This window comes from Streptomyces sp. NPDC003077, assembly GCF_040611095.1.
Lineage (GTDB): Bacteria > Actinomycetota > Actinomycetes > Streptomycetales > Streptomycetaceae > Streptomyces.
The window spans coordinates 38685-65331 of the sequence record NZ_JBEXNM010000039.1 but is presented as its reverse complement, the minus strand read 5'-3'; the positions used below and the strand labels follow the sequence as shown (position 1 = coordinate 65331).

At 72.4% G+C, this 26647-nt stretch carries 15 protein-coding genes; 8 read left to right on the top strand and 7 right to left on the bottom strand.

The genetic code is table 11. From position 1 onward, the window contains the following. Nucleotides 1-100 precede the first annotated feature (100 nt). The 3 genes from ABZX96_RS24045 to ABZX96_RS24035 all read right to left on the bottom strand — a co-directional run bounded on the left by ABZX96_RS24045 (nucleotide 101) and on the right by ABZX96_RS24035 (nucleotide 6650). Complete coding sequence (locus tag ABZX96_RS24045; protein ID WP_355547954.1) at nucleotides 101-1666, bottom strand: DUF5719 family protein; 1566 nt, start codon at nucleotides 1664-1666, stop codon at nucleotides 101-103. Continuing rightward, nucleotides 1663-5535 carry a glycosyltransferase family 2 protein gene (locus tag ABZX96_RS24040; protein ID WP_355547951.1) on the bottom strand — a complete coding sequence of 1291 codons (3873 nt, stop codon included), beginning with the start codon at nucleotides 5533-5535 and terminating at the stop codon, nucleotides 1663-1665. The genes ABZX96_RS24045 and ABZX96_RS24040 overlap by 4 nt, the downstream gene beginning before the upstream one ends. An 851-nt stretch (nucleotides 5536-6386) precedes the next feature. Then, nucleotides 6387-6650, bottom strand: a complete 264-nt coding sequence (locus tag ABZX96_RS24035) for a WhiB family transcriptional regulator (protein WP_003983763.1) — start codon at nucleotides 6648-6650, stop codon at nucleotides 6387-6389. Nucleotides 6651-7447: 797 nt separating this feature from the next. Here ABZX96_RS24035 and ABZX96_RS24030 point away from each other — a divergent pair. The 3 genes from ABZX96_RS24030 to ABZX96_RS24020 all read left to right on the top strand — a co-directional run bounded on the left by ABZX96_RS24030 (nucleotide 7448) and on the right by ABZX96_RS24020 (nucleotide 10713). After that, nucleotides 7448-7996 (top strand): cysteine dioxygenase family protein, encoded by a 549-nt coding sequence (locus ABZX96_RS24030; protein ID WP_355547948.1) that lies wholly within the window; start codon nucleotides 7448-7450, stop codon nucleotides 7994-7996. A gap of 219 nt (nucleotides 7997-8215) precedes the next feature. Beyond that, nucleotides 8216-9172, top strand: coding sequence for a 2-phospho-L-lactate transferase (gene cofD, locus ABZX96_RS24025; RefSeq protein ID WP_355547945.1), 957 nt, complete (start codon nucleotides 8216-8218; stop codon nucleotides 9170-9172). Then, complete coding sequence (locus ABZX96_RS24020; RefSeq protein WP_355547942.1) at nucleotides 9169-10713, top strand: coenzyme F420-0:L-glutamate ligase; 1545 nt, start codon at nucleotides 9169-9171, stop codon at nucleotides 10711-10713. The genes cofD and ABZX96_RS24020 overlap by 4 nt, the downstream gene beginning before the upstream one ends. Before the next feature lie 465 nt (nucleotides 10714-11178). Here ABZX96_RS24020 and ABZX96_RS24015 read toward each other — a convergent pair whose 3' ends face one another. The 3 genes from ABZX96_RS24015 to ABZX96_RS24005 form a co-directional block, all read right to left on the bottom strand. After that, the gene (locus tag ABZX96_RS24015) at nucleotides 11179-12087 is read right to left on the bottom strand and encodes a DNA-3-methyladenine glycosylase 2 family protein (protein WP_355547939.1); all 909 of its coding nucleotides are present in this window, start codon (nucleotides 12085-12087) and stop codon (nucleotides 11179-11181) included. 341 nt (nucleotides 12088-12428) lie between these two features. Next, a complete protein-coding gene (locus ABZX96_RS24010) occupies nucleotides 12429-13511 on the bottom strand; it encodes an NDP-sugar synthase (RefSeq protein ID WP_355547937.1) in 1083 nt (360 codons plus the stop codon). Nucleotides 13512-13585: 74 nt separating this feature from the next. After that, entirely contained in the window at nucleotides 13586-15091 is a 1506-nt protein-coding gene (locus ABZX96_RS24005) for a peptidoglycan recognition protein (protein ID WP_355547934.1), read from the bottom strand. A 119-nt stretch (nucleotides 15092-15210) separates the two neighbouring features. On the opposite strand from ABZX96_RS24005, the gene ABZX96_RS24000 reads away from it, so the two are divergent. From ABZX96_RS24000 to ABZX96_RS23985, 4 genes are all read left to right on the top strand, one after another. Continuing rightward, nucleotides 15211-15963 (top strand): TIGR03089 family protein, encoded by a 753-nt coding sequence (locus ABZX96_RS24000; protein WP_355547931.1) that lies wholly within the window; start codon nucleotides 15211-15213, stop codon nucleotides 15961-15963. 934 nt (nucleotides 15964-16897) lie between these two features. Next, nucleotides 16898-18223: an LCP family protein gene (locus ABZX96_RS23995; protein ID WP_355547928.1), complete on the top strand. Its 1326-nt coding sequence runs from the start codon at nucleotides 16898-16900 to the stop codon at nucleotides 18221-18223. A gap of 228 nt (nucleotides 18224-18451) precedes the next feature. Continuing rightward, nucleotides 18452-20311, top strand: coding sequence for an LCP family protein (locus tag ABZX96_RS23990; RefSeq protein ID WP_355547925.1), 1860 nt, complete (start codon nucleotides 18452-18454; stop codon nucleotides 20309-20311). Nucleotides 20312-20672: 361 nt separating this feature from the next. Continuing rightward, nucleotides 20673-22412, top strand: a complete 1740-nt coding sequence (locus ABZX96_RS23985; RefSeq protein WP_355547922.1) for an LCP family protein — start codon at nucleotides 20673-20675, stop codon at nucleotides 22410-22412. Between the two features lie 498 nt (nucleotides 22413-22910). On the opposite strand, the gene ABZX96_RS23980 is transcribed toward ABZX96_RS23985, so the two are convergent. Further along, complete coding sequence (locus ABZX96_RS23980) at nucleotides 22911-23966, bottom strand: glycosyltransferase family 2 protein (RefSeq protein WP_355547919.1); 1056 nt, start codon at nucleotides 23964-23966, stop codon at nucleotides 22911-22913. A gap of 464 nt (nucleotides 23967-24430) precedes the next feature. Here ABZX96_RS23980 and ABZX96_RS23975 point away from each other — a divergent pair, with 464 nt between their 5' ends. Beyond that, a complete protein-coding gene (locus ABZX96_RS23975) occupies nucleotides 24431-25933 on the top strand; it encodes an LCP family protein (protein WP_355547916.1) in 1503 nt (500 codons plus the stop codon). The last annotated feature ends 714 nt before the right edge of the window (nucleotides 25934-26647 follow it).

Below are 26647 nucleotides of genomic sequence, written 5' to 3'. Positions count from 1 at the left end.
CGGCATGCCCGGCACCGGGCCTTACGCGGCGGGGCGTGCAGCCGTCTCCGGCCGGCCCCGCCCTGCCCCGTCCCACCTGGCCGGTGCACCTGCGCCCGGCTCAGTCCGTCAGCAGCGACAGGTCCTGCCGGGCCGCGGGCACCGCGATCGTCCCTCGATCATCCGGGAGCGCCTGGATCGTGAAGGCTGGTACGCCGCCGTGCGGCAGGGTCAGCGTGCGCGCCGCGTAGAGGGGGCCGCCACCCGCTTCGGGCTCGACCGTGAGGGCGTAGCTTCCCTTCAGCCCGCTCGGGACCGGTGGGTCGACGGCCAAGGTGCTCCCGCCCTCGACCGTGTACGTCTTGGCGACCGACGTACCACCCCCGCTGCCCGCCGACGCGGTGACCTTCACGGTGACGGCCTTGCCCGGTCCGGGGGCGACGAGCGAGAGGGTGCCGCCCCGGGAGCGGTTGTCGGCTGCCGTGGCCCGCGCGCCCACCGGACGGGTCGCCGGGATGAACGCCACCTCCTGCTTGCTCCCCTTGCCACGGGTGACCCGCAGCGCCGCCGTGATGAGACCCCGGGATCCGTCGGCCGGTCTGAGCACCAGCGAACCCGGCTCGCTCTTCGTGACGCTCCCCAGGTCGACCACTGTCGTCATCCCGCTTTTGACGTGCAGGCTCTCCAGCCCGGCCGGAGCGATCGTGCCGGAGGGAGTGGCGAGCCGGACCTCCACGTCGGCATCGGCGCCACCGGCCGCGACGGCGACCAGGTGAACGGACGCGGCATCAGCCGGGATCCCCGGCAACACCACGCCACGTGCCGGAACGACCGCGGCGGGCAGCCAGTCACCGCCCCGCCCGGCGTCGGCGGCCTGGACGGCCGCACCGACTCGCCCCTCGCGCGCGGTGACGTGCAGCGCCGCATCAGCCATCGCCGAACCGGTCAGGGTGGAGAGCAGCACCGGCACCGACGAGTGCGGCGGCACAATGACACCTTCACCGGACGAGGACGGCAGCGGCCCGTCAGGACCATGCAGTCGCAGGTCCACCACGGCCGGCGCGGCATCCGGGTTCGTCAGGTGGACGTAGTCCTGGCGTTCCCTCGCAGTGCTCACTCCCGGGAACCAGAAGTCCGTATCCGGGGCCGCACACGCCACACCGAGCAGACCACGCCCCTTGCCCGCGGGGACGGCGGTGGTCTGCTGCACACTCCAGCCCGGGGCCAACGCGCCGTCCGCGATGCCCGCGAGCGCGGGAGCGTCCGCTTGGTCCGTCGTCGCCGTCGCGGGCTTCCCCGTCCTCAGCAAGGGCACCACGGGCTTCGCCGTATCGCGGGCCTTCCCTTCCTCGCTGTTCTTACCGTTCTTTTTGTCGTCCTTGCCCTTGCTCTCTCCAGCCCGGCCGTTGCCCCCGACACCGGACACGAGCGGCAGCAGCTCGGCCGTTCCGGACCTCAGCCTCGCTCGGGTGTCCGCGCTTCCGGGTGCGAAGGAGACGTACGTCGTGTTTCCGGCGCCCGGCGGAGTGGAAGCCGGGCACAGCAGCGCGGAGCGCTCAACGGGGAGCCGGCCGCCCCTCTGGACCGTCGTCTCCGCCGTACCGCCCGGCCCGGCCAGGGCTGCCACTCCGGTGACGGCTGCGATCGCCACCACGGCTCCCACAAAGGGCAGCATGTTGCGGTTCACCGCTGTGCGCTCCCGTCCCTGCGGGGCTCGGGGGACGAGCCGGGATGTGCTGTATCGCCGTCGTGCGGCGACTGCGGGTGCCGGTCACCGTAGGAGTAGGGGTGCGGGCAGTAGGCGTGGACCTGATCCACCGCGACCTCGTAGGGATCTGCGGACGGCGGGAAAAGTTCGTCAGTCGGGTCCACGAGGCCGGCGTCTTCGGCGTCCTGGGACTGGGCGGCCCCTCTGTACGAGGTTCCGTATGGGGTCGCGTGCGGGTTGCCGTACTGGCCCGCGTATTGCTGCGCCTGCGAGTCGGCACCGGACGTGCATGCACGGGGCTGCTGGGATTCGCAGGGGGTCGGCTGCCCGCGGGAGCCCTGTGGCGCGTGTCGCACCGACTGGTCCTGGAAACCGTGTCCCTCGTCGTACGTGCGCTGCGTCGGCACCTCCCCGTATGGATCGGCGGCCGGAACGCTCGCACCCTCAGGTGCCGACCCGACGCCTGGTTCGGGCCCTGGGGTGTCCTCGCCCGCCACCTCGGCTGCGGCCCGAAGGCGGCGGGCTCGGCGTCCTTCCTTGGGGACCGGCTGCGTGGGCACGGTGATGGACGACTCCTCCAGGAGGTCGTCGTCTACATTCCTGCGTCGTCCCGGCAGCGCGAGCACCACGAGGGCGCCGGCGAGCAGGCCCTGGGCCCAGTGCCAGGCTGTGTGCCCGAACGGCGCCTCGTATGTCAGGTCCAGTCGGCCCCCCGCCTCGGGCAAGACGAACCCCTGAGCCCATCCGTCGAGCGTGACCGGCTTGAGCGCCGTACCGTCCAGGGTGGCCCGCCAGCCGGAAGCGGCGGCATCCGCGAGGCGCAGCACACGTCCGCGGGGACCGGTGGGCAGGTCCGTGTGCGCTTCCACGGGCTCCGCCGCGACCGGGATCGCCTCGGAGTCGTTTCTCGCGCCGCCGCCGGGCACACCGGTCTCGATCGTGACCCGTGAGATGCGTCGGTCCACCCTCCACAGGGCGCTGCCGCCCTCCTGACTGAGCCGGGTCAGCCCCGGCGTGGTGTCCAGCACCCGGCCCGTCGCGCGGGGCGCTCCATCGCGGACGAGGACATAGCGCACGGCGTAACCGCCGAGTTGGCCGGTCTGATCCGCTCCGGAACCCGCCACCAGATGCGCGACGATGTCGTTCAGCCGCTGGTCCTGGCCTGTCCGGGTTGCCAGGTCCGCATCGCCCAGGCGAACGCCGGGACCGCGGACGAGGGTGTAGGAGACTCGCCCGGGCGCGCCATCGAGCACCAACGTGCGCGGCTGGTCGGGAGTCCCGGACTCCTCCGCGACGAAGGCGGGAACCTGGATGGGGTCGCGGCGCCGCAGTGGCCCGTCGGCGCCTGTGCTCATCCAGCTCAGAGCCGCGTACAGCGGAGCGAGCGCCGAGAGCAGAGCGAGCAGTGCAGCGGCGGGCTGGCGCCAGCCGAAGCCCAGCGCGGTCATGCGGGAGCGGATGTCCTCCGCGCCAACGGCGACGGCACACAGCAGCGCCAGCCCGTAGACCAGCGCCGCCGGGCCGGCCCATCCGAAACCGTTGGTGAGCGCTGCGGCCAGCAGCCCGGTCAGCGCGACGAGCCAAGCCGTACGGACCGCGAGCCGCCGTTCCGCGCGGAGTGTCGCGGCCAGTGCCACCAGCACCAGGCCCAAGAGCAGCGGGCTTCCTCCGCCCTTTGGTCCACCAGGGCTGATCACCAGCAGGTCGAGGGCGGAGGCCGTGCCAACGTCCTGGCTCTGGCCAGCCTCCAGGAAGAAGCGGCTCGGATGCGTGAGCAGGCTCAGGGACCAGGGTGCGAGGACGAGCAGCGGCGTGCCGACGACGGCCAGGAACCGCAGCCCATGGGGCGACAGCCGCGCGTCCACGCCGGTCTTCCTGCCGTACAGGGCGCGTCCTCCCAGGACAGCCGCACCCAGTACCGCGGCCATCGGCCAGACGATCGGCGTGAAAGCCGTGGTCCCCGTCAGCAGGAGCGTGTATGCCCAAACGGCCTGCCAGCCCGGCCGGCCCCCGAGCGGCAGTCGCAGCCCCGCGGTGGCGACGGCTGCCCGTGCCATCAGCGGCAACACGATGGCCAGGACCGCGGTGCCGATCCGTCCGTCGGCCAGCGCGCCGGTAGTGGCTGGCAGCAACGCGTAGGCGGTGCTCCCCCAAGCACGCAGCAGCCGGGAGGAGACCAGGGGGCGGGACGTGAAGTAGGCGGTGAGTCCGGCCAGCGGCACGGAGCACACCATGAGCACCGTGACGGCAAGGTTCGGGCTGCCGAACAGGGCCGTCGCCACCGCGGCGAGAATCGCCAGGTACGGCGGTGCGGAGGTACTGCCGCCGATGCCGACGCCGTGCCAGTTGTCCAGGTAGGTCGCCCACAGATCGCTCAGACCACCAGGTGCGGGCAGCAGCGCGCCGCCCGCCAGTGTGCCCGGACCCAGTAGCCCGCGGCACGCGACCAGCGTGACCAGCAGCAGGACGAGGAAGAGCGCCGGCGCGGGCCGGCGGGCGATCCGCTTCAGCCGCGCGAACTGTTCGACCTCCAGGAAGTCCGCGTCCTCACCGCCTGGACCCGACTCCACGGCGCCGTGCCGTCCGGTGGAGCCGGCGTCCGGCGCGGATCGGCCGCCGAGGTCGCCGGCAAGCTGTTCCACCGCGGCCCGCAGTGTCGCACCGGGGGGCGGGAACAGTGGGCGCAGTTCGCTCGCGGCCACGGTGGGGCGGCCCCGGCTGCGCCGCGCGGCCAGGATGCGGCTCGGTCGCAGCAGCACGCCCATGAGGCCGGCCAACTCGTCCAGCGCCTGACCGGGCGCCTTGCCCACCAGATAGCCCGACGCCCGCAGCAGCGTCCCCAGGACGAGTCGCGGCAGCACGTACAGCAGTAGAGGACCCCGCGTGTTGGCGAGCAGGGTGTGGACGGCTGCCGACTTGTCGACACGGTGCGGGGTGGGGCCGCGCAGCGAACGCCCCTTGGTCCCGGGGCGGGCCGCGCGGCCGGCGCAATCGATCGGCCGTCGCTCGCGCGCGGATGCCTCGACGTGCCGCAGCACCGCCTCCGGTGCGACCAGCACCTGGTGGCCGGCGGCCTGTGCGCGCCAGCACAGGTCCACGTCGTCGCGCATCAGCGGCAGCCGTCGATCGAACCCGCCCAGTCGCTCGTACACGTCGCGGCGGACGAGCATCCCGGCGCTGGAGACGGACAGCACCGCGCGCACCTGGTCGTGCTGCCCCTGGTCCTGCTCACGCCGGTCCAGGCCGGTCCAGCGACGTCCGCCGCGCGTGATGCCGACGCCCACTTCCAGCAGTTGCCGGCGGTCGTACCAGCTGCGCAGTTTGGGGCCGACGACGGCAGCGCCGGAGTCGGCGTCCGCGACCCGCAGCAGCGCGGCGAGTGCGCCGGGCTCGGGGGCGCAGTCGTCGTGCAGGAGCCACAGCCACTGGACGGGTTCGCCGTGCGGGAATTCCGGCAGGTCGTAGGCGTCGTCGCGCCAGGCGCGGGTAATCGGGTCCCAGCCGCTGGGCCGCTTCAGGTACGGGAGGTCGTCCGGTGTGAGCGTGCCCGCGGCGCGCACCGCCTCGTCGACGGCGGTTCCGAAGCCGGAACGACGGGCCAGGTGCAGCACACGGTCCTCACCCAGCGCCTCGGCCAGCAGGCGTGCGGAGTCGTCGGCGCTGCCGGTGTCGGCGGCGATGGCGTTCTGGACGGGGCGTTCCTGGCCGAGGAGCCCGGCCAGCGCGTCGGGCAGCCATCGGGCGCCATCGTGGGCGACGAGGACGGCGGTGACGACGTGCCGCGGGAACTCCGGGGCGACGTCCGGGGGTGAAACGGCCGGTGCTGCCGGCCGGCGATACGCGGACATCGTGGTGCGGCCCTTCCCGAGGGTCTGGGGATCCTCCCCCGGCGCGGCGCCTCCGGAGCGGGGTGCCGCGCTGCGGTGGACGCGACGGCCCGGGACGGGGCCTTCCCGCGTCTCGGACGGGGCCCCACATTAGTGGTTCACCGCGTGACGCCGGTCACAGTGGAGGCTGCGGGTTACCTGCTCGTCGGGCGTGTGCTCGTTCGACTGTGGGGTGACAGCGACGGCAGGCAGCAATGAGGCACCCACCCGGGGCGGCCCGCCTCCGGCGCCTCACCGGGCCGCCCCCGCCCAGGCCCGCGGCATCACGGCCCGCCGCACCTCCCGCCCCGGCCTTTCCTCCTCGCCAACGGCGCTCCCGTATGGCGGCCATGCGACGGCCCACAGTGACCGGCGGCCTGGCGACGGCGCACGGTGACCGGTGACCGGTGACCGGGCTACGGCAACCCCGAGAGCCAGGTCCGGGCCGTCACCGTCAGCGACGGAGCGGAAAACAACCCACCCCCACCGACCTCCCCACCCTCAACGCCCGATCGAGTTGCCCACCGCCCGCCATGCAGGTCACCGACACAGAAAAGCCCGCCTCCGCGGGGGAGGCGGGCCGCTGGTCGCCGGACCGGTGCGAAGGCATATGCGCCGGCGTCCGCTGGGCGGTGCGAGGAACCGCCGGGGTCTGCCGTGCGGGACGTCGCCCGGGAAGCGGGCCGGCGTACGGCGCCGCCCGGAGCGATCCGCCGCTATGTGCCGCGAGGTCCGCGCGGCCGTGGTGTGCTGCCGAGTACGCATGGTCCGTGAGGTGAGGTCGGGTGTCGTCGAGTGGTTGCTGTGGTCGTGCGCCGCCGGACGCCGGTCCGTCAGACCGCGGCCTTCTTCAGCCGGCGTCGTTCGCGCTCGGACAGGCCTCCCCAAATGCCGAAACGCTCGTCGTTGGCGAGCGCGTATTCAAGGCATTCCGAACGGACCTCGCACGCGAGGCAGACCTTCTTGGCCTCGCGGGTGGAACCGCCCTTCTCAGGGAAGAAGGATTCGGGATCGGTCTGAGCGCACAAGGCGCGCTCCTGCCAGCCGAGCTCCTCGTCCGCCTCCTCGACCAGCAATTCCTGGAACAGCTCGGTCATGTGCGCCCCTCGTCTGTCTTTACGTCCCCGTGATGCAGCCGTTATCGATGCGGCTGAACGACACGAGTGAAATTACAAGTGTGCCGATCCGGGCCAGTCAAGCCGAGATCTGCTATTGGGCCTCTTATTCACCCTGCGGAACCAAGCCCACGCAGAAAGTGTTCAAATCATCAGAAACCAGGACACTTTCCCGACCGCATCATCAACCACACGCCTCTCTCACTCAAGGACGTGGTCAACGCCGCGACCAGTTGCGCACCTCCCGCCAAAGCGGGCCGGATCACATTCCGATCACGAGACCGCAACGACGTTTGGGCGTTCGGCTGCTGGGCGACTTCTCCCCGGCTTTCGCTGAACAAACCTTTCGCCGGGCACAGTAACCGGAAAAGGTGAATCATTCGGCTCAAACCAGACACCCGGTTGACAGCGTGTCGTGTCAGCCGGTTGCCTGGACCCATGTCAGTGGCCCCCGCGCTCCGTCTGGCCCGTGCTTACGGGTCCCTTTGCGCTGTCCAGGCCCGCTGTCGCTGTTCGAGCTGTTGAAGCCATCGCGCTCCAGCCCGTCCCGCCGGTAGCACTCCGGCGCTCCGCCACCGCTGAGTCGTGGCACCGCTGAGTCGTGGCACCCCTGGCTCGCGTCGCGCCCGTGACGCCGGCGTATCCGGACCCGTACCGCCGCGGCTCCCCGCCCCGTCCGGCACCGCGTCCCCGCACCGCCTCCGCAGCACCCTCGCAGTCCTGAAACCGCCGTCGCGCCCCCTTCCGGGCGCAGCGCTCTCCCTGAGGAAACCCGAACCATGAACAGCGACGTCGAGATCGCCGGCGACCCGCTCGCCCTTCCGCACCTCCTCCCGCCCGTGCCCGCCCACCCCTCCACGGTCGCCGGGTTCGCGGGCCTGGCCCGGACGATCGCGGCCGACCGCGCGAGCTGGGCTCCGCTCGTCCGGTACGACGCCACCACCCGCTGGTACCACCGCCTGCGCACCGGCCCCGGCTACGAGGTGTGGCTGCTGAGCTGGGTGCCGGGCCAGGGCAGCGGGCTGCACGACCACGGGCGGTCCAGCGGGGTGCTGACGGTGCTGGAGGGCGAGCTGACGGAGCGTTCACTGCCGGCCCGGCCCGGTGGCGGTTCGCCGGACGCGGACCGGCGTTCCCTCGTCGCGGGCGACCAGCGGGTCTTCGCGCCCGGTTACGTCCACGAAATCGTCAATACGGCGCTGACGCCCGCCGTCAGCCTGCACATCTACCACCCCGGTCTCACGGAGATGCCGATGCACTGCGCCGGCGTCCTCGGCATCCGGGCCCGTGGCGCCGGCGCCACGGCCCATCCGGCGCCCACACAGTGACGGGTCGTGGCTGCGGACGGCACGCGGTCGGCACGCCCATAGGGGCGCGTGCGCAACGGCTGGTGTGACCTCGTATGGCAGCCGGTTGACGCGTCGTCGGCGCCGCGGCGGCTGCGACCGCGCGGACAGTGGCGAGCGGATCCGGGCCCCTGACGGGATGTCGGGGACGCCGCGCCACCACCCCTCACCGGTCACGCCGGTGGCTGACAGACTGCGTGCATGCGCATTGTGGTTCTGGCCGGCGGTATCGGCGGCGCCCGCTTTCTGCGGGGTTTGAAAGCAGCGGCTCCCGACGCGGACATCACGGTCATCGGGAACACCGGCGACGACATCCACCTGTTCGGGCTGAAGGTCTGTCCCGATCTCGACACCGTGATGTACACCCTCGGCGGCGGCATCAACGAGGAGCAGGGCTGGGGACGGGCGGACGAGAGCTTCCGCGTGAAGGAGGAGCTGGCGGCGTACGGCGTCGGGCCCGAGTGGTTCGGGCTCGGCGACCGGGATTTCGCCACCCACATCGTCCGTACGCAGATGATGGCCGCCGGTTACCCGCTCAGCGCGGTGACCGAGGCGCTGTGCGCGCGCTGGAAGCCGGGCGTGCGGCTGCTGCCGATGTCCGACGACCGGGTGGAGACCCACGTGGCGGTGGACATCGACGGCGAGCGCAAGGCCATCCACTTCCAGGAGTACTGGGTGCGGCTGCGCGCCGGGCAGCCCGCGCACGCGGTCGTGCCGGTCGGCGCCGAGCAGGCCAAGCCGGCGCCCGGGGTGCTGGAGGCGATCGGCGCGGCGGACGTGGTGCTCTTCCCGCCGTCCAACCCGGTGGTGAGCGTGGGGACGATCCTGGCGGTTCCCGGCATTCGGGAGGCCATCGCGGACGCCGGGGTGCCGGTGGTCGGGCTGTCGCCGATCGTCGGGAACGCGCCGGTGCGCGGCATGGCGGACAAGGTGCTGGCCGCGGTGGGCGTCGAGAGCACGGCGGCGGCGGTGGCCCGGCACTACGGTTCCGGGCTGCTGGACGGCTGGCTCGTGGACACGGTGGACGCGGGCGCGGTGGACGAGGTCGAGGCCGCGGGCATCCGCTGCCGGGCCGTGCCGCTGCTGATGACGGACCCTCAAGCCACCTCCGCGATGGCGGCCGAGGCGCTGGCGCTGGCCGAGGAGGTCCGCGGATGAGCCAGACCCCGCCCACGCCGGAGCCGGGCGCCACGGGGGGACCGGAAGCCGCCGGGGAAGCGCCCGGGGGTGACGCCGGGTCCGGCGCGTTCACCGCGGTGAACGGAACCGTTTCGCCGCCGCAGGAAACCGACGCTCCTCTCTGGCAGGCCGGTACGAACGGCGCTCCTCCAGGCACCGCCGCCCAGCCGGCCGATTCGGACACGGCCCGAGAGGCCGCCGTTCCCGCGTACCAGGTATGGGCGCTGCCGGGCCTGCCCGAGGTCCGGCCCGGGGACAACCTCGGCAAACTGATCGCCCAGGCGGTGACCGGCGGTGGGGCGCCCGGGCTCGCCGACGGTGACGTGCTGGTGGTCACGTCCAAGATCGTCAGCAAGGCGGAGGGCCGCGTCCTCCAGGCCGAGGACCGGGAACGGGCCATCGACCAGGAGACCGTGCGCGTGGTGGCCCGGCGCGGGACGCTGCGCATCGTGGAGAACCGCCTCGGCCTCATCAGCGCCGCCGCGGGCGTCGACGCCTCCAACACCCCCGCCGGGACGGTGCTGCTGCTCCCCGAGGACCCGGACGCGTCGGCCCGCGCCATCCGCGACGGGCTGCGCGCGGCGCTGGGCGTGGACGTCGGCGTGCTCGTCACCGACACGTTCGGTCGGCCGTGGCGGACCGGGGTGACCGACATCGCGATCGGCGCGGCCGGGCTGCGGGTCCTGGACGACCTGCGCGGCGGCGTGGACACGCACGGCAACCCGCTGGCGACGACGGTGGTCGCCACGGCGGACGAGCTGGCCGCCGCCGGCGACCTCGTCAAGGGCAAGGCGAACGGGCTGCCGGTCGCGGTGGTGCGCGGTCTGCGCCGGGTGACGACCGGCCCGGGGCCGGACGACGGGGCCGGGGCGCGGGCGCTGATCCGTACCGCCGCGGACGACATGTTCCGGCTGGGCACCTCCGAGGCCGTGCGGGAGGCCGTCACGTTGCGGCGGACGGTGCGGGAGTTCACCGACGAGCCGGTGGACGGCGGAGCCGTGCGGCGGGCGGTCGCGGCGGCCGTCACCGCCCCCGCGCCGCATCACACGACGCCCTGGCGCTTCGTCCTCCTGGAGTCCGCGGAGACCCGGCTGCGGCTGCTGGACGCCATGCGGGACGCGTGGATCGCCGATCTGCGCGGCGACGGTTTCAGCGAGGAGAGCATCGCCAAACGGGTGCGGCGCGGCGACGTGCTCCGCAAGGCGCCCTACCTGGTGGTGCCCTGCCTGGTCATGACGGGCTCGCACACCTACCCGGACGCGCGGCGCAACGCGTCCGAGCGCGAGATGTTCGTGGTCGCGAACGGCGCGGGCATCCAGAACTTCCTGATCGCCTTGGCCGGGGAGCGGCTGGGCTCGGCGTGGATCTCCTCGACGATGTTCTGCCGCGAGGTCGTACGGGACGTGCTCGGCCTGCCGGCGGAATGGGACCCGATGGGCGCGGTGGCCGTCGGCCATCCGGCCGCGCCACCCAAGGAGCGCCCGGCCCGGGACGCGGAGGACTTCGTGGTGGTGCGCTGACGGGGGTGTGCGGGCGGAGCGGGGTGTCCGTATGCGTCCGGGCGGGTTTCCGTATGTGTCTGGAGGCGCTCCGTTTGGGTCTGGATGGGGGTTTCCCCGCATGTCCGAACGGACGGGGGCTTCCGTATGAGTCCGGGTGCGTTTCCGTATGCGCCCGAATGGGTTCCGTATGTGTCCGGGCTGGGTTTCCGTGCACATCCGGACGGACGGGGGCTTCCGTATGCGCCCGGGCGTGTTTCCGTATGCGCCTGAACGGATTCCGTATGCGTCCGGCCGGGGTTCCCGTGCACATCCGGACGGACGAGGGCTTCCGTATGCGCCCGGGTGCGTTTCCGTATGCGTCTGAACGGCTTCCGTATGCGCCCGAACGGGTTCCCTGCACGTCCGGACGGGCCTCTCCCGCGCGTCCGCCCGCGCCTTGGAGGGCGCCGTGCCTGCCGGACGCGGTGAGTCGCCCGCCCGGTCTCACAGTGCCGCGATGTTCCCGATCGGGAAGCGCGGGGCGCGGCGGGGCGGGACGCGGCCCGACAGGAGGATCAGCCGTGTGGCGCGGTACCGCTGCCCCGCGTACGGGGTGAGGAGTTCGAGCATCTCCGCGTCGGTGGCCCCGCGGCGTCCCGTGAGCGCGTAGCCCACGATGCCCGGCAGGTGGAGGTCGCCGACGGTGACCGCGTCAGGGGCGCCGTTGGAGCGCTGGAGGGTCTCGGCGGCGGTCCAGGGGCCGATGCCCGGCACCGCCTGGAGCCGTGCGCTCGCCCGGGGCAGGTCCATCGTGGCGGCCTCTTCGAGGCGGCGGGCCACGCGGGCGGCGCGGATGATGGTGGCGGAGCGTTTGAGGTCCACGCCCGCCCGGTGCCATTCCCAGGAGGGGATCAGCGCCCAGCCGTGCGGGTCGGGTGCCACGCGCAGCCGCTCCCACGGGCCGGGCGCGGGCTCGCCGTGCCGCTGGAGGAGCAGCCGCCAGGCGCGGTACGCCTCGTGGGCGGTGACCTTCTGCTCCAGGATGGCCGGGACCAGTGACTCCATGACCAGCCCGGTACGGACGAGCCTCAGGCCCGGGTTGCGGCGGTGCGCCTCGTGGAGGAGGCGGTGGCGGGGTGCGAAGGCCGTGGGGTCGTCCGCCGCGCCGAGCAGCGCGGGGAGCCCGTCCAGCATCCAGGTCGCGCCCGGGCCCCACGCCTCGGCCTCGATCAGCCCCTCGCCCGCGCGGGGCCGCACGCGCAGCGTGGCCGGCCCCTCCGGCGTACGGCTGGCCCGCCAGACGGCACCGCCGTGCACGGCGAACGCCGGGTCGCCGGGCCCACGTCCCAGGACGCCCAGGTTGCCGCGCAGGTCGTACGGGCCGGGCGGGGCCCAGGTGCGGGTGGCGGACATCCGGACAGGGTAAGCAATCCGGGGTGGAGGTGACGGGTGAGCCGAAGCGGGCGGGGGAGGCTCGTGAGGCGTCACGGGTGCGTGTGGCCTGGTGGCACGGCGGGACGGGTAACGGATCATGGAGCGCGGTGTGGGGCACCGCACACGCTCCGGCCGTCATCCGTCCTGGGCGGGACGGAGAGCCGATCACCGGGCGCCATCCGGCGGCTTCTCACGGACAGAAGAAACCGATCACTGATCACGGCGCCCAGGACCGCACACAGTGGCCGCCATAGGGCACCCCGCCCCCAGGCCGTCACCTCAGGGCCCGACCCCCGATCGGGCCCCCACGCCCCTCCCCCTCACTGATCCGACGAGAACCGCACCGCACCCGCCGGTATCCGCGAGTCGCACCAGATCCGGACGCCGTCCCGCAGCTCGTTGTCCGGCCCGACCGCCGCGTGGTCGCCGATGACGGCGCCCTCCAGGACCGTCCGGGCCCCGACGCGCGCGCCCGTGCCGATCAGGGAGTCGCGGACCTGGGCGCCCGGCTCGACGACAGCGCCGTCCAGCACGGTGCTGCCGGTGACCTCCGCCCCCGAGCCGACGCGGGCGCGGGCCCCTATGACGGTGCCGCCGGCCAGCTTGGCGTCCGGGGCCACGTCGGCGGTGTCCAGGACGAGGTACTCGCCCCGGGGGCCGGGCACGGCCGGGGAGGGCGCGCGGCCCAGCACCAGGTCGGCGGAGCCGCGGACGAAGGCGTGCGGGGTGCCGAGGTCGAGCCAGTAGGTGGAGTCGAGCAGGCCCTGGAGGTGGGCGCCGTCGGCGAGCAGCCCGGGGAAGGTCTCGCGTTCGACGGAGACCGGCCGGTCGTTCGGGATGGTGTCGATGACCGAGCGGGTGAAGACGTACGCGCCGGCGTTGATCTGGTCGGTGACGATCTCCTCGGGGGTCTGCGGCTTTTCGAGGAAGGCCGTCACCCGTCCGGCCTCGTCGGTGGGCACCAGCCCGTACGCGCGCGGGTCGGCGACCCGGGTGAGGTGCAGGGACACATCGGCGCCCGTGGTGCGGTGGGTGTCCACCAGGGACGCGATGTCCAGGCCCGTCAGGACGTCACCGTTGAAGACCAGCACCGGGTCTCCGGGGGCCGCGTGCAGCCGGGAGGCGACGTTGCGGAGGGCGCCGCCGGTGCCGAGCGGTTCCTCCTCGGTGACGTATTCCAAGTGCAGCCCCAAGGAGGACCCGTCACCGAAATATGGCTCGAACACCTCGGCCAGGTAGGACGTGGCGAGGACGACGTGCTCGACGCCGGCCGCGCGGGCACGGGCCAACTGGTGGGTCAGGAAGGGCACACCGGCCGCCGGAACCATCGGCTTGGGCGTGTGCACCGTCAGCGGGCGCAGCCTCGTGCCCTTGCCGCCGACCAGGAGGATCGCTTCAGTCACCGTGTCGTCTCTGCTTCCTGCTGGGGTCGGCCGAATCGGCGGACCAGTGTAGGCAGATCGGTTCAAATGGACATTCAGCGGCCCTGTAGACGGGCCGCCGCGGTGCGGGCGGCGCCGAGCTTCCGGTAGAGGCGGCGTCCGGGGCACTCGGTCGTGAAGCCGTCCCGATGGCCCGCGATGACGCGCATCCTGACTTTGCGGCCCTTCTTGAACTTGTTGCCTCCTCCGGACACCAGGTAGGTCGTACCGCTCGGGTCGGCGCCGTACAGCCCGAGCTTCCAGGCCGTCAGCCGGGCGAGCGCGTCGACGGCGGACCGCGTCGGGTTGGCCCTCCCGAAGGAGCCCAGGACGGCGACACCCATGCTGTCGGTGTTGAAACCGAGAGTGTGCGCGCCCATGACCGGCTTGGCAACGCCGCCTGCCCGGCCTTCGTAGATCGTGCCGCACTTGTCGACGAGGAAGTTGTAACCCAGATCGCGCCAGCCACTGCTGCGCACGTGGTAGCGGTAGATGCCGCGGACGACCGAAGGGGCCTGCGCGCACCGGTAGTTGTTGCCGGTGGCACTGTGGTGGACGAACGCGGCGCGCACGGTCTTGGTGTAGGCGAAGTCCTTCTCGCGCAGCTTCTCGTCGGCTCCCCAGCCGGCCCGGGTGACGATGCGCGGTCGCGGGCCGACGTGCCGCCGGGCGTCCGGGCCCCGCCCTTCGTCGTCCGCCGCGGCCAGGTCGCCTTCGGACGCCGGCTTGTCCAGCGCCGGGATGACGGCGGCGCCGAGCTGCGCAAGCTGGGCGTTGACGGCGGAGCTCGCGGCGGCTTCCGGGTCCGGCGACTCGCCCGGCCGCTGCGACTCCTGCGACTCGTAGGGAGCGGGGCTGGCCCTCCGGGCCGCCGGGGCGTGCTCCTGACCGGCGCTCTCTTGGCCCTCCTGCCCGGAAGCCCTCGGTCCGGCTCCCTCCTGGCCCGCCGTCTCCCCATCGGCGTCCGACCGCCCCGGATCGACGAGTTCCAGGCGCAGGCCCTCCGGGAGCGGCGCCGGCGCCCGACGGCCCGCGCGCTCGGGGGTGACCCGCAGTTGGACGGCGTCGGAGTCGCCCACCCACAGGGGCGCCGTGCCGCCGCGGACGGTCCGGCCGCGCAGTTCCTCCGCGCCGGGGTCGGGCGCGTCGTCGTCGTGGGCCTGCACCTCCTGCCAACCGGACCAGGTGCCCGTGCCCGTGGCGCGGGTGCGCACCTGCACGCGCCCGCGCAGTTCCTCGTACGGGTCCTTCCAGACGACGCCGACCAGCGAGAACGGCGCGACCTTGCGGGCGGGCAGCCCGCGCACGGCGCCGCTCGCCGCACGGCCCGACGCGGCCAGGCGCACCAGCGGCAGGGAGTGGGTGGCGCCCGGAATCCCGTCCGGCGGCGCGGCGGGAGCGGATCGGGAGGCGGCGGGGTCGTCGGACACCGATCGCCTCTGAGAGGCGGCGGTGGCAGGGAGGGCGGCCCCGGTGGCGTTCGCTCCGGCGGGGAGCACGAGCGGCAGGGTGAGGGCGGCGGTGCACGCGACGCCGAGCGAAGTTGCGATGAAGGGACGCATAAAATGCATTTTGAGCATATTGCCGGGCAAATGGCTCTTTGTGACCTGACGGTGTGTCGGAATCCGCGGTCGCCCGGCCCGCCCCTCGCATCGCCTCACCGGCGCGTAAGGTGACGCCGATGAACGCCATCGACCGCACACCCGCCGACTTGTTGCGTTCCGCGCTCGCCGCGGACCCGTCCCGACCGCTGGTGACCTTTTACGACGACGCCACCGGCGAACGGGTGGAACTTTCCGTCGCCACCTTCGCCAATTGGGTGGCCAAGACCGCCAACTACCTTCAGGGCGACCTGGCCGCCGCGCCCGGTGACCGGCTCGCGCTGCTGCTGCCCGCCCACTGGCAGACCGCGGTGTGGCTGCTGGCCTGCTCATCGGTCGGCGTGGTCGCGGAGGTGGGCGGGAACCCGGCCGGCGCGGATCTCGTCGTCAGCGGCCCGGACACGTTGGAGGAGGCGCGCGCCTGCTCCGGCGAGCGGGTGGCGCTGGCGCTGCGCCCGTTGGGCGGCCGGTTCCCGCAGGCGCCGGCCGGGTTCGCCGACTACGCGGTGGAGGTGCCGAGCCAGGGCGACCGGTTCGCGCCGTTCGCCCCGGTCGATCCCCAGGCGCCCGCCCTGGTCGTCGGCGGCGAGGAACTGACGGGGGAACAGGTCGTGGCGCGCGCGTCCGCCGACGCGCGGGAGCGGGCGCTGTCGAGCGGCTCCCGCTCGCTGTCCGCGCTGCCGTACGACACCTGGGAGGGCCTGTCGGCCGGTCTGCTGGCGCCGCTCGCGGCGGACGGTTCGGTGGTGCTGTGCCGCAACCTCGACCGGCTGGACGCCACGGGCCTGGCGCAGCGGGTGGAGAGCGAGAGGGTCACGCACACGACGGCGTGAGGTGTGACGGGCGGTCACGAGGACGATCCCGTCGCGCGCGCCGGAGCCGGGGACGAGGACGCCTCCGGCCCGTTCCTCAGGACAGCCCGGTCACGGTGACGAGGACGCCCCCGGCTCGTCCCTCAGGGCGGCCCGGTCACGGCTACTAGGGCGTTCCGGTCCACGAGGACGATCCGGCCACGAAAACGGCGCGCCCAGGTGGCGGGTCGGTATGGCGGTCCCCCTACAGGGACCGCCACCGCCTCCTATAGGGACCGCCATCGCCTCCTATAGGGACCGTCACCGCCCCTATGGGACACCGCCCCGCCCCAGGGCCTCACAGGCGGCATCAGGGCCGTGAAGAGCCGCCCCGCGCACCCCGGCACACGATCTTGGGTTTCGTACACAACCATGCGCCCGGTTTACACGTCTGCCTGTTCGACTCTGCCTGTTAGACCGGAGATCCCGTGCGCGCGCGACGCCGGCTCCGCGAGGGATGGACGCATACGTGACCGAAACCCCGGAGACTCCTTCCGACCCCGAAGGATCGAGCTCCACCGACGACACGCCACCGTCGAACCCGCCGAAGAATTCCGATGGGGCATCCATACCGGCCCCGCCTCCGGCCGCCCGGCCCGAGGCGGGGCCGAAGCCGTCCGCGCGAGCGGGCGCGTCGTCGACACCTGAACGACCGTCAGCGGCGGGCGCTGACGCGACGTCCGATACACCGCCGGCCGACTCACCCGCCGAGTCACGGCCCGGGAAGGCGGCTGACGCGCCGTCCGATTCGTCGGCGGGACCGGAGCCGGCGTCGGACGCGGCACCGGCGAAGACCGCACCGGCGCCTGACGCGAAACCCGCACCGGCACCCGAACCGGACCCCGAAGCCCCGGAACCCACCCCCGAACCCCCCGCCGACCCCGATCCCGATCCCGCCCCCGCCGAACTCGCCACCGTGGTCACCGCCCAGGCCGACCCGGTCACGGACGTACCGCCCCGCCGCAAGCGGCGCTGGCTGCGCTGGGTGGCTCTGGGGGCCGCCGTCCTCGTCCTGGCCACGGCCGGGGCCGGCTGGGCGCTCTACACCAAGCTGGACGGCAATATCCGTACGGACACCGGCACGCGCGAGGAGCTGCGGAAGTACGAGGCGCAGCGGCCCCCCGAGGAGCCCACGGACGCGGAGAACATCCTGCTCCTGGGGTCGGACTCGCGGGACGGCGAGAACAGCGAGTACGGCGGCGAGGGCGGCACCCAGCGGTCGGACACCACGATCCTGCTGCACCTGGCCGCAGACCGGAAAAGTGCGACGGCGGTGAGCATCCCGCGCGACCTGATGGCGCAGGTGCCCGCCTGCACCCGGCCCAGCGGGAAACTCACCAGGCCCCGGTACGTCCAGTTCAACTGGGCGTTCGAGTTCGGTGGGGCCGCCTGCACCATTCGCACCGTCGAGAAGATGACGGGAATCCGCATCGACCACCACATGATCGTGGATTTCGTCGGGTTCAAGAAGATGGTGGACGCGGTGGACGGGGTCGAGGTCTGCCTGAAGAAGCCGGTGAACGACACGGACGCGCATTTGGTGCTGCCGGCCGGGCGGCAGACGCTGCGCGGGGAGGACGCGCTCGGTTACGTACGGGCCCGTAAAAGCCTCGGGAACGGGAGCGACACCCAGCGGATAGAGCGGCAGCAGCAGTTCCTCGGCGCTTTGGTGAAGAAAGTGCGGAGCAACGGTGTCCTGCTGAATCCGGCGCGGCTCTATCCCCTGCTCGACGCGGCGACGAGTTCCCTGACGACGGACGACGGGTTGGCGTCGCTGCCGGATCTCTACGAGCTGGTGAGCAGTATGCGCGACATTCCGGTCGACAAGGTGCAGTTCCTGACCGTTCCGCGGCAGGCGTACCGGCTCGACACGGACCGCGACGAACTCGTCCAGCCGGCCGCCGACCGCCTCTTCCAGGAGCTGCGCGCGGATCGCCCGGTCTCGGTGCGCCCGGCGCCCACGGACGGCGCGCACGACCCGGACAACACCGCCGAGTACGACGACCCGGCGCGCGACCCGGCGTCGCCCGCCCGTGCGGACGCGCCGGCGAGCGGCACACCGCCCACGGGCGCGTCGCCGAGCGCTTCCGCCGGTGCCACGCCGTCCGCCGGGGCGTCGCCGAGCGCTTCCGCCGACGGCACGCCGTCCCCCGGCGCGTCCGGTGGCGCGTCGTCCGGCAGCGGCATCCACACCGTCCCGGCCTTCCGGGGAACGACCGCGGACGGCGGAACCTGCCGATAAAGGGACCGCAAAGGTCCGCTATCCGACTCGAAAGGACCAGAAAGAATGAGGTGGATTGCCCGCTTGTAGGGACGTGCAATTTGTCACGGGCGTCGTCCGGCGCTGAACTAGGCGGATAGTCTGAGCGACCCGGTCCGCAGAAATGGCCGACCGCGAAGGGCACACCCGACCGACCGAGCGCCTTGAGGGGGAGGCGCCGCGTGGCACCGACGGAGGACACACAACACCGTGGACGCGCAAGGCCGTGGGCCGGACGACATCGATCCCGCCGATCAATGGGTGTTCAACCCCAGCACCGGTAATTACGAGCTGCGGCTGGACCCCGCCGGTCATACGGCGCCGCCCTCCCCGTCCGACGCCCGTGACGACTCCGCGCCCGGACGCGCTCCGGCGGACGGAGACCGGCCGGACGAGGGGCGGCCGGGCCGGGGACTCACGGGCCGCGGTCCGGGGGGCCGCGACCAGGACCAGGGTGCGGACACCGACACCCGGGAGCTGTCCACCGTCCAGCCGGTCCCCCGCGCCGAAAGGTCCTCCGGGAGGTCGTCCGGAAGGTCCTCCGGAGGGTCGCGGCGCTCCGCGCGCGGCAAGGACGGCCGCCGCCGGGCCGGCGGGACGGCCCCGGCCGGCCGCCGCAAGCCCAAGCCGCCCAAGAGCGGCAAGAAGAAGGCGCTGCACTGGACCGCCGGCGTGGTGGGGTTCGTCATCGTTGCCGGATGCGGTGGCGCGTACGTCATCTACCGGCAGCTCGACGGCAACATTTCCAAAGTGGACGTCGGCGTCTACAACGACGCGGTCATCGACGGCCCGGTCAACATCCTCGTCATCGGCACCGACCGGCGGGACGGCAAGGGCAACCAGGGGTACGGCGACGCGGGCAGCGTCGGGCACGCCGACACCACGATCCTGATGCACGTCTCCGAGGACCGCACCAACGCGACGGCCCTCAGCATTCCGCGCGACATGATCACCGACATCCCGGAGTGCCCGACCAAGCAGCCGGACGGCACCACCAAGGTCATCCCGGCGCAGCAGGGCGTCCGCTTCAACGAGAGCCTGGGCCAGGAGGGCCGGGACCCCGGCTGCACCTGGCGGACCGTCGAGAAGCTGACCGGCCTGAAGATCAACCACTTCATGATGGCCGACTTCAACGCCGTCAAGGAGCTGTCCGAGGCGGTCGACGGCGTCGAGGTGTGCACAACGAAGGACATCGACGATCCGAAGTCGCATCTGAAGCTCGCCAAGGGCAAGCACATCGTCAAGGGCGAGCAGGCACTGGCGTTCGTCCGGACCCGGCACTCGGTGGGGTACGGCAGCGACCTGAGCCGGATCCAGCTCCAGCAGCAGTTCCTCGGCTCGATGATGCGCAAGATGAAGTCGGACGACATCCTCAAGGACCCCGTCAAGCTGTGGGACCTGAGCAACGCCGCCACCAAGGCGCTGACCGTCGACACCGGCATCGGCAGCGCCAAGAAGCTCGTGGACCTGGCCCAGGACCTGCGCCGGGTCGACATCAAGAACATCACCTTCGCGACCGTCCCGGTGGTGGACAACCCGGCCGACAAGGCCACCGTCATCATGAACGAGTCGCAGGCCGAGCCGCTGTTCAAGATGATCGCCGCTGATCATTCACTGACGAAGACGAAGAAGAAGGACGACGCGAAGGGCAAGGGCAAGGGGAAGGACGAGGGCAAACCGGTGGCCAAGGCCCCGGCGGACAAGGTCCGCGTCGACGTCACCAACGGGGGCGGGCCCTTCGGCGCCGCCCAGGAGACCGTCGACTGGCTCCAGAACGCCAAGGGCGCCAAGCTCTCCACGAACGTCGGCAACACCTTCCCGAAGCTCGAAGCCACCCGGCTGGAGTTCGCCCCCAACCAGGCGGACCAGGCCGCGACGCTGGCCGCGTGGATGGGCCTGCCCAAGAGCGCGCTGAAGAAGACCACCGCGGACGCCGGGCCCCGGGTGCCCATGAAACTGATCCTCGGCCGCGACTTCGAGGCGCCGGGCGTGCCGATCGCGGCCCCCACCGAAACCCCGGCCGGAGTGCAGCACGTCAACGCGGACGACAAGAACCTCTGCGCCAAGTAGCCGCTCAGTAGTGAGGAAGGAAGCGCACCGAGCGGTAGCACCGTACCGAACGTGAGTTTTGTACCAACGGACGATTCCGTGGTGCACGACGGCTCCACGCCGACGGCTCGGCCCCAGCGGTCGGCCCCGGCCCGTGGTCCATCCCCACGGTCCGTCCCCATGTACCGGCCTCGCAACGGACGGGGACGGGCATCCGGGACCGGCTCCGCGCCGGGCCGCGGCTTCGCAGGGCTCCCCGGGGCCGTACGAGCCCGCCGGACGAAGACCTGACGGCAACACCTGACGACAGCACCTGACGACAGCGAGTACCGGCCGCCCTGCCAGGCCGCCGAGCGCACCACCGACCAACGGGGAGAGACCCATGCGGCAGAGCAGTGTGCGTGGTGAGAGACCACGTCGGCGCCGGCCCAATGCCCAGGAGCTGGGATGGGACGAGAGCCTGTACGACGGGGGCGGCGCACACGGCCCCGGGGGAGTGCCGGGATCGAGCGGTATGGCGCTGGGGAACGGGGTCCCGGAGACGGGGACGGAGGCGGTTGGCGCCCCGGCCGGTGCGGGTTCGGGAGGAGCCGGAGGGTCCGGACGGTCCGGAGGGGGGCGGCGTCGGCGGTCCCGGCCGCCCCGTAAAGGGCGCCGCGTCCTGCGCTGGAGCGCCATCACGCTGGCCGTCCTGATAGCGGGTGCAGCCGGTGGCGGTTACCTGTATTACGAGCACCTCAACAGCAACCTCCGTAAGGACGCCCTCGACCTGGGCAACGGCGGCCTCCGGAAGCCCGAGCCCAACGCCTTCGGGCAGACCCCGCTGAACATCCTGCTGCTGGGCTCCGACGGCCGGAACAGCGAGGAGAACATCAAGCTCGGCGGCGCCCGCCAGGACGCGGACCGCAAGCCGCTCGCCGACGTGCAGATGCTGCTGCACGTGTCGGCCGACCGGAGCAACATCTCGGTCGTCTCGATCCCGCGTGACACCCGCGTGGCGATCCCCGAGTGCAAGGACCCGGACGACGGCAAGGTCTACCCGCAGACCACCGCAGCCATCAACGTCTCCCTCCAGCACGGCGGCCCGGGCTGCACGGTCGCCACCTGGAAGGAACTGACCGGCATCTACATCGACCACTTCATGATGGTCGACTTCGCCGGTGTGGTGGACATGGCGGACGCCATCGGCGGCGTCCCCGTATGCGTCGACAGGAACATCTACTCGCACGACAAGAAGGGCCGCGGCAGCGGTCTGCGGATGGAGGCGGGCACCCACCCGGTGCAGGGCGTCCAGGCCCTCCAGTGGCTGCGCACCCGTTACGGCTTCGGGGACAACACCGACATCGGCCGGGCCAAGGCCCAGCACATGTACATGAACTCCATGGTGCGCCAGCTCAAGGCCAACGCCCGGCTCACCAACCCGGTCGCGCTGCGCGACCTGGCCGAGGCCGCCACCAAGGCGCTGACCGTCGACGAGGACCTGGGGTCCGTCAAGCGCCTCTACGACCTCGGAGGCGACCTCCAGCGCGTCCCGACCAAGCGCATCACCATGGTCACCATGCCGTGGGTCTACGGGCCCGGGGAGAAGTACGTGCTGCCCAAGCCGGGCGAGGCGGAGCAGACGTTCTCGCTCATCCGCAACGACACCGCCCTCGACGGCAAGGACAAGCGGAAGAAGCCGGCACCCGAGCCGAAGCCCACCACGCCCAAGGAGAACGTGGACCTCGTCGTGCAGAACGGCACCAACAGCACGATCTACGGGCCCGTACGGGGCCGGGCGAGCGTCGGCTACAACCAGCTCGTCGGCCTCGGCTACACGAACACGCGGGTGGACTCCAGCCTCACCACTCAGGCCGACACCACCCTCACCTACCCGCACGGGAAGCAGGGGGACGCGCTCGCCCTGGCCAAGGCACTCGGCCTGCCCAAGGGCCAGGTCAAGGAGTCGCGGACGAGCGACACGCTGCGGCTGGTCATCGGCAACGACTGGCGGACGAAGGGGGCCTACCCCAAGCCCGCGGCCCAGCAGAAGAGCGAGGACAAGGCGCCCGACAGCGCGGACGCGCTCAACGGCGAGGACGACAAGGCGTGCATGAAGGTGAACCCGGCGTACTCGTTCTGAGGGGGCGTTTGCCGTTGGCCTGCCTTCAGGTGCTGTGCGCTGGTCTGCCTTCAGGTGGGCTGGTGCGGCCCGCCTACGGGTGCGCAGGTGTCGCCCACCTTCAGGTGGGCTGCTTCGACCCGCCTACTGGTGCGCTGGTGCGACGACCCGTCTTCAGGTGCGCTGGGGCGGCCCGCCTTTTAGGCGCGCTGGTGCGACCCGCCCACTGGTGCGCAGGAGTCGCCCGTCTTCAGGTGCGCTGCTTCGACCCGCCCACTGATGCGCTGTGCTGGTGCGGCTCGTCTACTCGTGCGCTGATGCGGCCCACCTTTAGGCGCGCTGTTGCGACCCGCCTACTGGTGCGCCGTTGCAACCCGCCCACTGGTGGGACGAACGCGGCAGCCGCCCCGTTGGGAAGGCGGACGCGGTGGTGGCCGGCCAGGTGTGAGGCGAGTGCCTACTGGCCGGCCACTTCGCGGAGCCCGGCATCAGGCGCACCGATGCCACCGGGCCCAGGGGCTACCGGGCCGACGCCCCCGCGCGCTCGGCCCCGGTCGCCGTGCCCGGCAGCACCGCGGGACGGCGGCTGGCGATGACCTTCCGGGCCAGCGAACGCGGGCTGGTCAGGAAGCCCCAGCCCCACGACATGTGCATGGTCGCGAGCGCCACCGGGATCTGGGCGCGCGCCTTCAGGGGCAGCCCCTTGCCCGCCGGGACGGAGCCCGCCGCGATGGCCGCCAGGTAGCCGGCCGGGACGAGGAAGCCCCAGCGGTTGACCGCCGCGCCCACGACCGTGCCGGCAGCGATGGCGCACACCGCGGTCGGCGGCGCGAGGTAGCGCAGGTTGATCGAGCCCGCGTGGTAGCGGGAGACGACGTGCCGCCACCGGCCGTAGTCCTTGTACTGCTTGGCGAGCGCGCGCACGGTCGGCCGCGGCCGGTACTTCACCCGCAGCTCCGGTGAGAACCAGATGGCGCCGCCCGCCTCGCGGATGCGGAAGTTCAGCTCCCAGTCCTGGGCGCGGATGAACTCCTCGTTGTAGCCGCCCTGCTGTTCCAGCGCCTCGCGCCGGAAGACGCCCAGGTACACCGTGTCGGCCGGACCTGCCTCGCCCCCTGTATGGAAGGCGGCGTTGCCCACGCCGATCTTCGAGGTCATCGCGGCGGCGACCGCCTGCTCCCAGGCGTTCTCGCCCTCGGCGTGCATGATGCCGCCGACGTTCTGGGCGCCGGTCTCCTCCAGGAGGCGCACGGCGGTGGCGATGTAGTCGGGCGACAGCATCCCGTGACCGTCCACCCGCACCACGATGGGGTGCCGGGACGCCTTGATCGCGGCGTTGAGCGCGGCCGGCGTCCGGCCGGTGGGATTGGGCACGGTGTGCACCCGGGGGTCCTCGGCGACGAGCTCGGCGGCGATCTCGTCCGTGCGGTCCGTGGAGGGGCCGAGGGCGATCACGACCTCCATCTCGCCGGCGTACTCCTGCGCCAGGATGTGCCGGACCGAGTCGCGCAGATGACGTTCCTCATTGAGCACCGGCATGATCACGGAGACGGCCGGGGGCTGCTGCTGGGGCATGGTTCCTCGGTGATTCCGGGGGCGCCACCGCCGGAACCGGGGCGTCCCGCCGGAACGGGGCGCGTCCCTCCCGAACGGGGCGCGCACGCCGGAGCGGGGCGCCTGGCCGGATCGGAGCGGTGGTCGCCTCCCTGAAGGCTGCGGTATCGCCGGTCACGTTACCGCGTGTGGGGGACGGGGCCCGACGGCAGCCGGGTGGCCCGGGGTCCGGTGCCCGGCGTGTGGCGCTTTGCATCCGATCGTATGGGCCTACGGTGTCACCGCCCGATGCCGCCACCTCCGCCCCACGGAACACTCCTTCATCCGCCGCCCCACGGACCATCCCTTCCCCCGCCCCACGGCCCGCTCCCTGGCCGTCCCCGCGTCCCGTTCGCCGTTCGAGAAGCCGTTCCCCCTCCCGTACGCCGTCCGCGCCCCCGTCCGTCCTACAGCGACCCGCAGGCCCCGCCGCGGAGGTGTTCCCCGTGACCGCACCGACCCGTCCCCTCCCGCACTCCCCCGCCGCTCCGGCCGGGCGCCGGTCCGCCCGGAACGGCCGGTCCACCCGGAACAAGCACCGCCGTCCGCCGCGCCCCCGGTGGGGCCTGCGCGTCACCGCCGGCGTGTCGCTGATACTGCTGACCGCGGGAGGCGTCGGGCACGCCCTGGTCGCCGGGTTCACGGACGGCATCGCGCGGGTGGACCCCTTCTCGGGCATGAACAACCGCCCCAACGCCGCCGGCGAGAGCCTGAACTTCCTCGTCGTGGGCACCGACGCCCGCGACCGGCTGACCCGCGGCCAGCGGCGCGAGTACCACTTGGGCGGCGCGCCCTGCCACTGCACGGACACGGTCATGCTCGTGCACCTCAGTGCCGACCGCGAGCGCGCCAGCGTCGTCAGCCTGCCCCGCGACTCGTACGCCGAGGCCCCCGGCCACACCGACCGGATCACCGGCAGGAAGCACCGCGCCCACGCCATGCGGCTGAACGCGGCGTACGCGGAGGGCGGGCCCGGCCTGACCGTGCGGACCGTCGAGCACATGACGGGCGTGCACATCGACCACTACCTGGAGGTGGACTTCACCAGCTTCATGAAGACCGTGGACGCGGTCGGTGGCGTGCGGGTGTGCACCAGCCGGCCGATGAAGGACGACCACACGGGGCTGGACCTGCCGGCCGGTGGTTCCCGGCTCAACGGCGGTCAGGCGTTGCAGTACGTGCGGTCCCGGCACATCGACGGCGCCTCCGACCTGAGCCGGATGCACCGCCAGCAGCGTTTCCTGGCCGCCCTGGTCCACAAGATCAGTACCTCGGGCATGCTGACGGACCCGGCGGGGCTCAAGAAGATCAGCACCACCCTCCTGGAGTCCGTGCGGGCCGACAAGGACCTCGACGCCGCCGACCTGCTCGCCATCGGACGCGCGATGCACGACTTCACCCCCGCGTCCTCGGAGTTCGTCTCCGTACCGATCGCGGACATGGATTACGGCGTCCGGAACTTCGGCTCGACCGTGAAGTGGAACGAGGCCAAGGCCCGCGCCCTCTTCCGCGCCATCAGGGAGGACCGCCCGCTGGCCGTCCACCGGAAGGGCAAGCGCACCCACGACCGCGCGGCGACGGCCGTGGACGTGGACCCGCGCACCGTTCGCGTCCAGGTGGACAACGGAACGCACCACAAGGGGCTGGGCAACGCGGTGGACAAGGCGCTGCGCACGGTGGGGTTCGCCACGACGGGCAAGGCCGGGAGCGCGCCGCTGTACACGCCGCGGACGGTGATCACCTACGACCCGCGGTGGGACCGCTCGGCACACTCCCTCGCCGCCGCGCTGCCGGGCGCACGACTGCAACCGACGCCGGGCCAGGGCCCACGGATGCGGGTCATGCTGGGCGCGGAGTTCCGGGCCGTGCACCCGGTGCGGTGGGACGACTCGTTGGGGACGGCGACGGGCTTCCGGACGTTCACGGGGGATCAGGCGGAGTGCACATAGGGGGTGCGGCGGGCGCGGGGCGTCGTCTCTCTCGTACCGCCCGGCGTCGCCCGCCCCCACAGGCCGGCGTCACCCCAGCGCGTCAACCGTCACACTCTTCGACTCACCCTCGTCACCTTGCCGCGTCAACCGTCACCCCTTTCAACTCACCTCTGACACCCCACCGCGTCAATCACGCGCCCTTCAAGTCACCCTCGTCGCCTCGCCACGTCAACCGCAGCGCCCTCCGACTCACCCCCGTCAACCGTCACCGACCCGGCTCCGGGAGCGACGCCGGGGCGTGCCGATGCGCGTACCTGGAGCGCTGGTGCGCGTGTCGGCGCAACAGCGCAGCTCAGGCGGGGGCCTAGGGCGCACGCCGTGAGCACGGGGGGAGACCGCCTGGAGCGCACTCGACCGGCGCGCGCTTCCGATTCGCTCTCCAGGGCGGTTTGTGCCGCCACCTTCACCCGTGGTGCTTCCCGGTGCGGGAGTGACACCCCACGCTGCTGTGAGGAAGTCGGTCGTCCGTCCGAGTCGATCGGTATGAGCGAGCCCGTAACCCGTCCGTACCGAAGCGCACACAGCCCACGCGGACGAGATCGTGCCGACCGCAGACACGATCAAGCCGCGGCCGACGCAGACACCGGCCCCGGCAAGCACGACGAACAGCCCGCGGACGACACCGGGCCCGTGAGCACCACCCCACAGCCCGCGGACGGCACCGCACCCTGT

Coding starts and splice junctions, on each gene's coding strand:
- ABZX96_RS24040 (WP_355547951.1), bottom strand. CDS start 5,535: ATGTCCGCGTATCGCCGGCCGGCAGCACCGGCCGTTTCACCCCCGGAC.
- ABZX96_RS24035 (WP_003983763.1), bottom strand. CDS start 6,650: ATGACCGAGCTGTTCCAGGAATTGCTGGTCGAGGAGGCGGACGAGGAG.
- ABZX96_RS24030 (WP_355547948.1), top strand. CDS start 7,448: ATGAACAGCGACGTCGAGATCGCCGGCGACCCGCTCGCCCTTCCGCAC.
- cofD (WP_355547945.1), top strand. CDS start 8,216: ATGCGCATTGTGGTTCTGGCCGGCGGTATCGGCGGCGCCCGCTTTCTG.
- ABZX96_RS24020 (WP_355547942.1), top strand. CDS start 9,169: ATGAGCCAGACCCCGCCCACGCCGGAGCCGGGCGCCACGGGGGGACCG.
- ABZX96_RS24015 (WP_355547939.1), bottom strand. CDS start 12,087: ATGTCCGCCACCCGCACCTGGGCCCCGCCCGGCCCGTACGACCTGCGC.
- ABZX96_RS24005 (WP_355547934.1), bottom strand. CDS start 15,091: ATGCGTCCCTTCATCGCAACTTCGCTCGGCGTCGCGTGCACCGCCGCC.
- ABZX96_RS24000 (WP_355547931.1), top strand. CDS start 15,211: ATGAACGCCATCGACCGCACACCCGCCGACTTGTTGCGTTCCGCGCTC.
- ABZX96_RS23985 (WP_355547922.1), top strand. CDS start 20,673: ATGCGGCAGAGCAGTGTGCGTGGTGAGAGACCACGTCGGCGCCGGCCC.
- ABZX96_RS23980 (WP_355547919.1), bottom strand. CDS start 23,966: ATGCCCCAGCAGCAGCCCCCGGCCGTCTCCGTGATCATGCCGGTGCTC.